The sequence below is a fragment of the Okibacterium sp. HSC-33S16 genome (genome assembly GCF_024171565.1).
Taxonomy (GTDB): Bacteria; Actinomycetota; Actinomycetes; order Actinomycetales; family Microbacteriaceae; genus Mycetocola_A.
The window spans coordinates 16,517-28,910 of record NZ_JALJZZ010000005.1; the positions used below are offsets into that span (position 1 = coordinate 16,517).

Here is a 12,394-nt window from a genome sequence, read left to right on the forward strand (position 1 = left end):
GCTGGCAGCATCCGCTTTCTGACGTTTTCGATCGGTATCGAAACGAAAATTCCCTAGAACCCCTGAGCCAGGCGGTAATAGGCGTTGTTCCAGCGCACCTCACGGGCGAAACCGTCGAGCGTGGTTTCGTTGTCGATGACGAGCAGTTCGGTGCCGGCGATGGCCGCGAAGTCGCGGAACACGTCGACGCCGACGGCGTTGGTCATCACGGTGTGGTGGGCGGCACCAGCGGTCAGCCAGGCGGCAGCCGAGGTGGAGAACGACGGCTCGGGCTTCCAGACCGCACGACCGACCGGGAGGTTCGGCAGCGCCTCTGCGGGCTCGATGACGTCGACGACGTTCGCGACCAAACGGAAGCGATCACGCATGTCGCTCATCGCTACCACCACGGCCGGACCGGGGTCTGCGGTGAAGACCAGGCGCACCGGGTCTTCCTTGCCACCGATGCCGAGCGGGTGGATCTCGAGCGTCGGCTTGGTGGCCGTCAGGCTCGGGCTGACCTCGAGCATGTGCGCTCCGAGGATCTGCTCCTCACCGGGAACGAGGTGGTAGGTGTAGTCCTCCATGAGCGAGGCGCCACCGGGCAGGCCGGAGCCCATCACCGCTGCGGCGCGCACGAGGATCGCGGTCTTCCAGTCGCCCTCGGCGCCGAAGCCGTAGCCCTCGGCCATGAGCCGCTGCACGGCGAGGCCGGGCAGCTGCTTGAGTGCACCGAGGTCTTCGAACGAGGTAGTGAATGCACCGAAGCCACCCTCTTCGAGGAACGAGCGCAGTCCGAGTTCGATCGCGGCACCGTCGCGGAGCGAGGAGTGGCGGTCGCCACCCTTCCGCAGTTCGGGCACGACGTCGTAGAGCTCTTCGTACTCAGCCACAAGCGCATCGATGTCTGACTCTGATGCTGCAGCGACAGCATCCGCCAAATCATTGACACCCCAGGTGTTGACCTGAACGCCGAACTTGAGCTCAGCTTCGGTCTTGTCACCCTCGGTAACCGCGACGTAGCGCATGTTGTCGCCGAACCGGGCGAGCTTGAGCTCGTGCGTGGCGGCCCAACCGGCAGCGGCGCGCATCCAGGTGCCGACCTGTGCGGTAACGGCCGGGTTGGAGACGTGGCCGACAACGGTCTTGCGGGAGACACCGAGTCGGGTCTGGATGTAGCCGAACTCCCGGTCGCCGTGTGCGGCCTGGTTGAGGTTCATGAAGTCCATGTCGATGCTCGACCATGGCAGCTCGACATTGGCCTGCGTGTGCAGGTGAAGCAGTGGCTTCTTCAGGGCGTCGAGGCCCGAGATCCACATCTTGGCCGGCGAGAACGTGTGCATCCAGGCGATGAGGCCGATGACGTTGTCGTCGGAGTTGGCGTCGAGGGCCGCGCGGCGGATGGATTCCGAGTCCTTGAGCACGGGCTTCCAGACCACCTTGACCGGAACGTCGGACGCCGCGCCGAGCGCGCGGGCGATTTCCTGCGACTGGTCCGCAACCTGCTGGAGGGTCTCCTCGCCGTAGAGGTTCTGGCTTCCGGTGAGGAACCAGACCTCATAGGCGTCGAGCGAAGTGGTGAGTTTAGGCATTCAGGTCTCCTTGGGTGTCTGCGAGAGCGCCCTGCGGCGCCTGGCCGTAGACGTTCTGGTAGCGGTCGAACAGGGAATCGATAGCGGGCTGGGGAATGTCAACCGGGGCGCCCAACTGGCGGGAGATGTGCACGGTACGTGCGACGTCTTCCACCATGACGGCGGCCTTCACGGCGTCCTTCGCGTCCTTGCCGATGGTGAACGGGCCGTGGTTGGCCATCAGAACGGCTCGGCTGCGGTGGCCGGTGAGGGTCTCCACGATGCCGCGACCGATCGAGTCGTCGCCGATGATGGCAAACGGTCCAATCGGAATCTCGTCGCCGAACTCGTCTGCCATCGCGGTGATGACACACGGGATCGGTTCGTTGCGTGCAGCCCAGGCCACGGCGTAGGTCGAGTGTGTGTGCACGACGCCGCCAACCTCGGGCATATTCCGGTACACGTATGCATGCGCTGCAGTATCGCTCGATGGTGATCGGTCCGATCCGGGAGTGCCCGGAATAACGGTGCCGTCGAGGTCGCAGAGGATCATGTTCTCGGGAGCGAGGTCGTCGTAGCTCACGCCGGACGGTTTGATCACGAACAGGTCGGCTCCCGGGACGCGGCCGGAAACGTTGCCGCCGGTCCAGACGACAAGTCCGTAACGGACGAGTTCGCTGTGGAGGTTGGCGACGTCGGCCCTTACCCGGGCGATGGCGACTTCGATTTCGGGGGAATAGGTGCTCACGCGAGAGCCTCTCTCTTCAACTGGCGCAACCGGTGCATGACGTCATTGCCGCCACGACCGAAGTAATCGTGCAGTTCGCGGTACTCGGCAAACAGGCGGTCATAGGCTTCGGCCGCCTTCTCATCGGGGGTGAAGACGTTCTTATTGAGCTTGCCCATGACTTCGCCTGCCGCGCGGACGTCGGGGTAGGCGCCCGCCGCGACGGCCGCGTGGATGGCGGAGCCGAGCGCAGGGCCCTGGTCGCTGGCGATCGTCGAGATCGGCATCCGCAGGATGTTGGAGTAGGTCTGCATGAGGAACGGGTTCTTCTGCAGTCCGCCGGCAACGATGAACTCGGTGACCGGAACGCCGGAGGCGTTGAAGGTCTCGACGATGACGCGCGTGCCGAAGGCCGTGGCCTCGAACAGCGCCCGGTAGATCTCCTCGGCACGGGTGGTCAGCGTCGTTCCCAGCACAACCCCCGAGAGTTCGTGGTCGACGAGCACGGAACGGTTCCCGGAGTGCCAGTCCAGGGCGACCAGGCCATGGGCTCCGACGGGCTGGTCCTCGATGAGGCTCGTGAGGTACTGGTGAATGCTGAGGTCAGCTTCTTCGGCCGCTTCGTAGTAGGCCTGTGGCACCTGGTTCTTGACGTACCAGGCGAAGATGTCTCCGACGCCGGACTGACCGGCTTCGTATCCGTAGAGTCCCGCGACGATGCCCCCGTCTACGACACCGCACATGCCGGGGACCTCGACAAGCTTGTCACTGTTCATGACGTGGCAGGTCGATGTTCCCATGATGGCGACCATCTGACCGGGCTGAACGCCGCGTGCCGCTGGTGCGGCCACGTGTGCGTCGACGTTACCGACCGAAACCGCAATGCCCTCGGGCAGTCCGGTCCACTCCGCAGCCTCGGCGGAGAGCCGACCGGCCGCGTCGCCGAGCTGGCCGATGCGGTGCTCGACCTTGGTCTCGACGAAGTCGGCGAAGTCGGGGTTGAGCGCGGCCAGGTAGTCGCGACTGGGGTATTCGCCGTCCTGGAGAATGCCCTTATAGCCGGCCGTGCAGGCGTTGCGCACGTACTCACCGGTCAGCTGCCAGACGATCCAGTCAGCCGCTTCGACCCAGTGGTCCATCTTGTTGTACAGCTCGGGGTCCTCCTCGAGAAGCTGCAGGCCCTTCGCGAATTCCCACTCGCTCGAGATGAGGCCGCCGTACCGGGGCAACCAGCTTTCATTGCGGGATGCCGCCAGCTCGGTGATGCGATCGGCCTGCGCTTGTGCGGCGTGGTGCTTCCACAGCTTCACATAGGCGTGCGGACGATCGGCGTACTCGGGAAGTTCGTTGAGCGGGGTGCCATCGGCGAGGGTGGGCACCATGGTGCACGCGGTGAAGTCGGTGCCGATGCCGATGACGGCGGCCGGATCGATACCGGCGATCCTGACCGCTTCAGGGACAGCGGACTTCAGCACGTCGACGTAGTCCTGTGGGACCTGGAGCGCCCAGTCCGGTGGGAGCCGCTTACCGGTGGCGGCCAACGTGGTGTCCATCACTGCGTGCGGGTACTCGAGCACGGCACTGCCGAGTTCGGCACCGTCGGAGACGCGCACCACAACGGCGCGACCGGACAGCGTGCCGTAGTCAACGCCGATGACGTAGCTATCCTGGGAAACGGGGGTCTCGGTCACAGTGCCGACTCCTTTGTCTTGGGTGCGAATGGTCTGAACTTAGTGATCATGAAGCTACTCAATTCTAACGTTGTAAATGGGTGCGGAGCCGATGAGCGATCAACCCGCGAGCTGACGCATCGTCGCCGCGAAGTTCGGTCTCGAGACGGGTACCGGTCTGCAGCAGAATGCGATCGCAGAGGCCCACCAGTTGCAGGGCATCGGTCGCCTCGACGAGGACGGCCACACCGGCAGCGGCCAGCGCTTCAATCAGCTCGCGACGTTCGCCTGTCTCGGTCGGAGTGAGCCCGGAGAACGGCTCGGTGAGGATGGCGACCCGGGGCGGTTGGGCGACCCAGCCCGCGAGCACCTCATTGAGGTCGGAGGTGGATGGGCGGGATGCGGCCCCGGGAATCGCTTCGAGAAGCATCGACGGCGCGCGCCTCGGGATGTACTCCCGACGCTTGTCGATGATGCCCAACCGGGCCAATCGCGCGAGTGACGTGCCGGACACGCTTGTGGGAATTCCCCCGATGAGTCCGATGTCATAGGTGGGTGGGTGTTCGGAGATGAAGAGCACCCGAGCCGCAATCGCCCGGTCGACCGAGGACAGGTCGGCTGGCTGCCCGTCGAGTCTGATCTCGCCGGTCACCGCTCCCCCGGTTGACGCTCCGAAGATGCCGAGCACGAGGTCCTGTGCGCTCCCGAATCCGACGATTTCGCCGGACCGGACGGTGAGTGTCACCTTCTCGACGGCGAGACGCTCCCGACGGACGGGGTGCGACACCGAGACGCCACGGAGTTCGAGGACGATCGGTCCGAGCACCCGGTCGGGACGGGCGGCGGATGGCTCGCTGGGAACGAGGGACTCTGCCAAACGCGCAGCATCGGCCGGTTGGGCCCAATCGACGACCACGCCATCTCGCACGACGGCGACGAGGTCCACGGATTCCGCTGCCTGATGCAGGTCGGCCAGACCCTCAACCGAAACGAGGATGCGCGCACTTATCGCCGCCCGGCGAAGGGCTCGGAGCCAGCGCTCGGTCTCCGCGGATGTGAACCGGGATTGGCGATCATCGACCAGGATCGTTTCTGGCGCCCGGGCTAGGGCCCGAGCCAGTTCGACAATGCGCCGGTCGACGGTGTCGAGGTCGAGCGCAGGACGACCAGGTGCGATGTCGAGCCCGACCCGCTCGAGAAGTTCGGCGGCTCGACGGTCCAGTGTGCCGCGGCGGAGAAAGAAACCGCTCGAGGACTCCGCACCGAGCAGCGCGTTGTCGCCGACACTTTGGAACGGCAGGATTTGCGACTCGCTGCCGAGTTGAGGAGCACCAGTAATCGTGGGCAGGCCGCCGAGCACGGCGATCAACCGTGCGCCATCCGGCATGTCCCCGACCCGTGGCATCCGCTTCTCTCTCATGAATATGGTCCCGATCGTCTGCTGCGGGAGCGGACGATCGGGACCCGCGGTTTACTTGCCGCCTGAGCGACGCTTGTTGAAGACGTCGAACGCGACAGCGAGCAGAAGGACGAGGCCCTTGACGGCCTGCTGCCACTCGATGCCGAGCCCGAGGATCGACATACCGTTGTTGAGCACACCGATGATCAGTCCACCGATGATCGCGCCACCGATGGTGCCGACACCACCCTGAACAGCGGCTCCACCGATGAACGCTGCGGAGATGGCCTCAAGTTCGAAACCATCACCGGCCTTGGGGCCAGCGAGGTTGAGGCGAGCCGTGAAGATCAGGCCGGCGAGGGCTGCGAGGACGCCCATGTTCACGAAGAGCAGGAAGTCGGTCTTGCGGGTCTTGATGCCTGACAGCTCGGCCGCGTGGCGGTTTCCACCGATCGCGTAGACGTGACGGCCGAAGACGCTGCGGTTCATGATGACGCCGTAGATCAGGACGAGCACGGCCAGAACGATGAGCGTGACCGGGATGCCCTTGTATGAGGCCAGCGCGTAGGCGAAGAAGCCGATGGCGACGGTGATAAGTACGAGCTTGGCGACGAACCAGACGATCGGTTCGACCTCCTGGCCGTACTTGGCCCGGCCGCTCCGCGTGCGGAACTGACCGACGATGAGGGCAACCACGGCGACCGCCGCGACGATGAGTGTCAGCGGGTCGAGGTCGAGGTCACCGAAGACGTTGTTGAGGAAGCCGTTTCCGAGGGCACGGTACTCGGTCGGGAAGGAGCCAATGTTGGCGTTACCGAGGACGACGAGAGCGAGACCGCGGAAGATGAGCATGCCGGCCAACGTCACAATGAAGGCGGGAATTCCCACGTAGGCGATCCAGAAACCCTGCCACATTCCGACGAGCGCACCGATGGCGAGCGACATGATGATCGCGAGCCACCAGGGCAGTCCCCACGAGACGGCGAACACACCGGAGCAGGCGCCGACGAAGGCAGCAACCGAACCGACCGAGAGGTCGATGTGCCCGGCGATGATGATCATGACCATACCGATTGCCAGAACAAGGATGTAGCCGTTCTGGACGATGAGGTTGGAGATGTTCTGCGGGCGCAGCAGGATGCCGTCCGTGACGACCGTGAAGAACAGGATCACCGCGAGAAGTGCGAGGAAGATACCGTTCTTGCCGAGGTCGGCGAGGAGGTGGCTGAGCCAGCTGGTGAACTTGTTTTCGGGGGGATTGATTCGACCGCCGGCCGCGGTTTCCTCGGCCGCCGGGGTCTGAGTGCTTGACATTTCGGTGTTCTCCTTGGTGGTGCCGGGCGCGCTAGCGCGGCTTTTCCATGGTCATGAGCTTGAGAAGGGATTCCGGGTTGGCTTCCTCAATCGGAAGCTGGCCCGTGATGCGTCCCTCGCTGAGGGCGTAGATGCGATCGCAAATTCCGAGCAGCTCGGGCAGTTCGCTCGAGATGACGACGACGCCCTTGCCCTGTGCGGCGAGTTCGTTGATGATCGCGTAGATCTCGTACTTCGCGCCCACGTCGATGCCGCGAGTCGGTTCGTCGAGGATGAGCACATCGGGGTCGGAGTAGATCCACTTGGAAAGCACGACCTTCTGCTGGTTTCCACCAGACAGCTTGCTGGTCTTGGCCATCACGGTCGGCGCCTTGATGTTCATGCTCTTGCGGTAGCCGTTGGCCACCTTGTATTCCTCGTTGTCGTTGACGAGCCCCTTGGACGAGAGCTTGTCGAGCGAGGCGAGAGCAATGTTGCGCTTGATGTCCTCGAGCAGGTTGAGTCCGTAGTGCTTGCGGTCTTCGGTAGCGTAGGCCAGTCCATTTCCGATCGCCTCGGAGACGGTCCTGGTCTTGATTTCCTGACCACGCATGAACGCCTTGCCGGAGATCCTGCTGCCGTAGCTGTGTCCGAAGACGCTCATGGCGAACTCAGTGCGCCCGGCACCCATCAGGCCCGCAATACCGACGATTTCACCGGCGCGGACGTTGATGTTCACCTTGTCGACGACGACGCGAGTGGGGTCCTGCGGGTGGTGAGCTGTCCAGTCCTCAACCCGGAAGATTTCCTCGCCGATGTTCGGCGTGTGATCGGGGTAACGGTGTTCGAGGTCCCGGCCGACCATGTCCTTGATGATGCGCTCTTCAGTGACGTCGGTCTTCTGAATCGTCTCGATCGTCTGGCCGTCGCGGATCACGGTCACGGTGTCCGCGACCTTCTTGATCTCGTTGAGCTTGTGGCTGATGATGATCGAGGTGATGCCCTGCTCCTTGAGGTGCAGGATGAGGTCAAGCAGGTGGTCGGAGTCCTCGTCGTTGAGGGCGGCCGTTGGCTCGTCCAAGATGAGGAGCTTCACTCGCTTCGACAGTGCCTTGGCGATCTCGACGAGCTGCTGCTTGCCGACACCGATGTCCATGATCTTCGTCGTGGGATTTTCCTTGAGCCCAACCCGGGCGAGCAGCGTCGCTGCTTCGTGGTTGGTCTTGTTCCAGTCGATGAGACCGAGGCCACCTTTTTGCTCATTGTTGAGGAAGATGTTCTCGGCGATCGAGAGGTAGGGGCTCAGCGCCAGCTCCTGGTGGATGATGACGATGCCCTTGGCTTCGGAGTCCCGAATGTCCTTGAACTCGACGACCTCATCCTCGAAGACGATGTCGCCGGTATAGGTTCCGTGCGGGTACACCCCGGAAAGAACCTTCATCAGGGTGGACTTGCCAGCCCCGTTTTCGCCGCAGATAGCGTGGACAGTGCCGCGCCCCACGTCGAGGGTGACGTCCGACAGGGCTTTCACGCCCGGGAACGTCTTAGTGATGCTGCGCATCTCGAGGATGTTTGTGGTCACTTTCGCACCTTTTCCATACCGATACCTGCTTCATTGCATTCGAGTGCCGGTGGAGGAGTGAAAACTCCCCCACCGGCCTCAACTGGGAAGAAGGGTGTTAGCCGATCTCTTCTGCGGTCCAGTAACCGGACTCAACCAGGACCTCGTTCACGTTGTCCTTGACAACGATCTGGGAGTCGAGGAGGAAGGACGGAACAACGAACTTGCCGTTGTCGTAGTCCTCGGTGTTGTTCACCTCGGGCTTTTCGTCGTTCAGGACGGCAACCGTCATCTCAACAGCAGCGGTAGCGAGCTTGCGAGTGTCCTTGAAGATCGTCGCGTACTGCTCACCGGAGTTGTTGATGGCCTTGACCGAGTCGAGCTCTGCGTCCTGGCCCGAGATGATCGGCCATTCCTCACCGGCGCTGTAACCAGCGTCGGTCAGTGCGGAGATGATTCCGCGGGAGATGCCGTCGTACGGCGAGAGGATGCCGTTGACCTTGGTGCCGTCGGAGTAGCTCGACGTGAGGATGTTCTCCATACGCTTCTGGGCGGTTTCGCCGTCCCAGCGGAGAGTTGCTGCCTGCTCGAAGCTGGTCTGGCCGCTCTTAACAACGAGGGTGCCTGCGTCAATGAACGGCTTCAGGGTGTCCTGAGCGCCGTCCCAGAAGAACGTGGCGTTGTTGTCGTCGGGCGAACCGGCGAACATCTCGATGTTGAACGGACCGGCCGGTGCGCCGTCGATGGCGTTGCCTTCGAGGTCAACAAGTCCGAGACCGTTGAGCACCGAGGTGGCCTGCTGCTGTCCGACCTTGAAGTTGTCGAACGACGCGTAGTAGCTGACGTTTTCGGTGTCGCGGATGAGGCGGTCATAGGCGATGACGGGGATGTCAGCGTCAGCGGCGTCCTGCAGAACCTGGGTCAGGGTTGTGCCGTCGATCGAAGCGATGATCAGGGCTTCTGCACCCTTGGTGATCATGTTCTCGATCTGTGAAACCTGGGTGGGGATGTCGTCTTCTGCGTACTGCAGGTCAACCTTGAAGCCTTCGTCTTCGAGCTGCTTCTTGACGGCGTCGCCGTCCTGGATCCAGCGCTCGCTCGACTTGGTTGGCATTGCAACGCCGACGAGTGCGCCGCCGCCTTCTCCGCCTTCGCTGGAGCCGCCGGACGAACATGCCGCGAGCGACAGCGCCATTGCGCCTGCCGCGATGGTCGCGATCAGTACTTTCTTCACTGTGTGTTTACCTCTCTGTAATCGGTGCCATGGACGTCTTTGTCGCCTGGGATTCCAGACAGGGTTGGCGCCCCACGAGAACACACTGCGTCCATGACTGTGTGCTCTGTCCGGCCCGGGTACAGGCCGGTTCGTGGTTGACCGTGAAGTGGAGTTATCGGTTCCCGATGTGTCGGGCCGATTCAATGTGACCGTTCACATTGCTGTCACATGTTACTCAGAACACGGCCTCTCGTGTCAAGTCGAAAAGTCTCGATTTGGTAACCGCAATGAGGGCGCAAGGGAAAAGCGGTCAAAACGACGGTGCACCGGTTGACGTGCGGACGATCAACTCGGGCTGGATCCGCGCCGTCGAGCCGATTGGTGAGTTCGCCATTTCACCAAGAAGCTGTGCCACGCACCGCCTCCCCAGTTCGGGGAAGTCCTGACGAACGGTGGTGAGAGGTGGCCAGAAGTGGGCGGCCTCGGGGATGTCGTCGAATCCGACGATTGAAACGTCACGCGGCACCTCGTGCCCGGAATCGCGGATTGCGTGGATGAGCCCGAGCGCCATCTGGTCATTCGAAGAGAAGATCGCTGTGAAGTCGCGCACCCGCATGAGCTCTCGACCCGCGTGATAGCCGAAGTCCGCCGACCAGTCCCCCAGGATCGGCGCCGTTGTTCGCACGTCCTGCGCGTTCATCTCCTCAAGGAATCCGCGCATCCGCGCCTCAGCTTCCATCCAGTCCTGCGGTCCGGCGAGGTGGTAAATGTGGCGGTGACCGAGCTCAATGAGGTGACGGGTTGCCAACCGCGCACCGGCAACCTGGTCGACGCCGATCGCGTGCTCGTCTGTGCCCTCACTCGTGTTCATGGCAACGAAGGGCACGCGCAGATCGAGGTTTGAGATGGCGCGAAAGACCCGGACCTGCGGCGCGATGATGACCAGGCCGTCGATCGCCTGTGCGTTGAGGTGATCGAGTGCTGCGACGATCGACTCTTCGTCCGTTGAGGCGATGTTGGCCGTTGAGACCATGTAACCGGCGTCCTGCGCTGCGGTTTCGATGCTCTGGATGATGCTTGACGGGCCGTACTGCGACCGCTGTGACGCCAGCACGCCGAGCGTGCGCGACTGGTGGGTGACGAGGGCCCGGGCCGCTCGATTGGGCCGGTACTGCAACTGACCCATCACGTCGAGGACGCGTTGCTTGGTCGAGTCACGAATGCTGGGGTGATCATTGATGACCCGGGAAACCGTCTGGTGGCTCACTCCGGCGAGACGTGCCACATCTCGAATATTCGGCGCCCTGCCCCGATCCGCGCTGTCTGTCACCGAAAACATCCCTGTCCATGTGCACGGTCACATCCGCGCGATTACGTCAATTATGCACGCTCCAACGCCCGTCACTGCTAGAGGAATACACAACAGGCCGCGTATGTGACAAAAGTGTGACAAAGGTTCACCGCGAACCGCGGGCTGTCACATCGCTGTCACATGCAAGCGTCTGCCTACGCGGACTCGCTCTACTCCGTGTCGCGAACGCCATCCCCAACCCGCGGGCCCACGCTGAGCGCGACGCCTGCAAGAACGGTGGCGAGCAGGAAGCACCCGGCGAACGGCCAGGACCCGCCAGCGCCCGCGAGAGCCGCGAACACGATCCCCGTTGATGCAAGCGCAAGCGCCCCTCCGAGCGAGTCACCAATGGAGAGCGCCGAACTGTTGAACCCCTGGTCACGGTCGGTCGAGTAGGACAGCGTCATAACGCTGAGGCGGGGATACATGAGGCCCATGCCGCCTCCTCCGAAGAGCCACCCGCCGATCACAACGAACGGTGACAGTTCGAATGCTGCGGTCGCTACAGCGGTCAGAATCGCGAAGAGAACGAGCACGGTTCCGATCTGCATGGCGCGGACGTGGGTGAGGGCAGTATCGAGTTTCCCCTGCAGCCAGGACGCACCGGCCCAGGTCAGCGCCGCTCCCGTCAGGGCGAGTCCCGACAGGGCAGCGGAGTAGTTGTACCGGTCACTCAGCAGGTAGGGAATGTAGATCTCGGCACCGAAGAACCCTGCGGCGATGAGTCCACGAAGCAGGATGACGCTCGGTAAGCCTCGACGGGCGCGCAGGGCACCGCGGGGAAGCAGGGGTCGCACCGCTATCAACGCGATAAGGATCGCCACGGCGGCAACGACACCGATCCACGCACCATCGAGTCGAGCCGAAAGGTTGAGGCCGAGCACCGCCACAGCGGCAAGCACAGACCAGGCGATTTTGCCGACGGCCCAGGCGGGTCGCACAGCGACCTCCGCCGCTGGCTGGCCGCGAAGCATCCGCAATGCAGGCACAACCATGAGCATCGCAATGAGTACGAGCGCCACCACGCCGAGGAACACCCAGTGCCAGCTGGTGAGTTCGGCAACGACGCCCGCCGCGAATGGGCCGACGAGCGAGGGGACGACCCAGGCGGCCGCGAAGCCCGCGAAGATCTTCGAGTGGAGCGCCGGTGGGTAAATGCGGGCGACCACGACGTAGAGCGCAACGTTCATCGCACCCGAGCCGAGGCCCTGAACGAGCCGCCCGATCAGGAAGACGGTCATGTCGGTGGCCAGGCCCGCGACGACCAGCCCCACGATGAACAGGGCGACCGAGGTCAGAAGCGGAGCGACCGGTCCGTTGCGGTCAGACCAGTTGCCGGCAACCACCATACCGATGACGCCGGTCGCGAGGGGCCCCGCGAAGGCAAGCGCGTACAGCGCAGCTCCGTCGAGGTCTGCGCTGACGAGCGGCATGATGGTCGTGACGGCAAGCGACTCGAAGGCTCCCAGAAAGACGAGCGCACACGCCCCAATCGTCACCCAGAGGTAGCGGGGTGAGAATATTCCGGGGGCCGTCCGGATTGCGTGACCAGGAGCATCCGCCCCGATTTTGGCGTTCGATGACACAACGTTCAGCCTAGGCGGCAACGCACAGCAATCGGCGCGCT

The 12,394-nt window shown here is 63.3% G+C and carries 9 protein-coding genes; all 9 read right to left on the reverse strand.

Going from position 1 to position 12,394, the window contains the following annotated elements:
* Nucleotides 1–53 precede the first annotated feature (53 nt).
* Nucleotides 54–1,571 carry an L-arabinose isomerase gene (gene araA, locus L1277_RS11775; protein ID WP_253376593.1) on the reverse strand — a complete coding sequence of 506 codons (1,518 nt, stop codon included), beginning with the start codon at nucleotides 1,569–1,571 and terminating at the stop codon, nucleotides 54–56.
* Nucleotides 1,564–2,298 carry an L-ribulose-5-phosphate 4-epimerase gene (locus L1277_RS11780; RefSeq protein ID WP_253376594.1) on the reverse strand — a complete coding sequence of 245 codons (735 nt, stop codon included), beginning with the start codon at nucleotides 2,296–2,298 and terminating at the stop codon, nucleotides 1,564–1,566. The genes araA and L1277_RS11780 overlap by 8 nt, the downstream gene beginning before the upstream one ends.
* On the reverse strand, nucleotides 2,295–3,968 hold the full coding sequence (gene araB, locus L1277_RS11785) for a ribulokinase (RefSeq protein ID WP_253376596.1): 1,674 nt from the start codon (nucleotides 3,966–3,968) through the stop codon (nucleotides 2,295–2,297). Before araB ends, L1277_RS11780 begins: the two co-directional genes overlap by 4 nt.
* Before the next feature lie 64 nt (nucleotides 3,969–4,032).
* On the reverse strand, nucleotides 4,033–5,352 hold the full coding sequence (locus L1277_RS11790) for a hypothetical protein (protein WP_253376598.1): 1,320 nt from the start codon (nucleotides 5,350–5,352) through the stop codon (nucleotides 4,033–4,035).
* 66 nt (nucleotides 5,353–5,418) lie between these two features.
* On the reverse strand, nucleotides 5,419–6,660 hold the full coding sequence (mmsB, locus tag L1277_RS11795; protein ID WP_253376600.1) for a multiple monosaccharide ABC transporter permease: 1,242 nt from the start codon (nucleotides 6,658–6,660) through the stop codon (nucleotides 5,419–5,421).
* A gap of 31 nt (nucleotides 6,661–6,691) precedes the next feature.
* Nucleotides 6,692–8,221: a multiple monosaccharide ABC transporter ATP-binding protein gene (gene mmsA, locus L1277_RS11800; protein WP_253376602.1), complete on the reverse strand. Its 1,530-nt coding sequence runs from the start codon at nucleotides 8,219–8,221 to the stop codon at nucleotides 6,692–6,694.
* Nucleotides 8,222–8,318: 97 nt separating this feature from the next.
* The gene (gene chvE / locus L1277_RS11805; protein WP_253376975.1) at nucleotides 8,319–9,395 is read right to left on the reverse strand and encodes a multiple monosaccharide ABC transporter substrate-binding protein; all 1,077 of its coding nucleotides are present in this window, start codon (nucleotides 9,393–9,395) and stop codon (nucleotides 8,319–8,321) included.
* Between the two features lie 331 nt (nucleotides 9,396–9,726).
* A complete protein-coding gene (locus tag L1277_RS11810; protein WP_253376603.1) occupies nucleotides 9,727–10,755 on the reverse strand; it encodes a LacI family DNA-binding transcriptional regulator in 1,029 nt (342 codons plus the stop codon).
* Between the two features lie 182 nt (nucleotides 10,756–10,937).
* On the reverse strand, nucleotides 10,938–12,353 hold the full coding sequence (locus L1277_RS11815) for an MFS transporter (RefSeq protein WP_253376605.1): 1,416 nt from the start codon (nucleotides 12,351–12,353) through the stop codon (nucleotides 10,938–10,940).
* Between the last annotated feature and the right edge of the window lie 41 nt (nucleotides 12,354–12,394).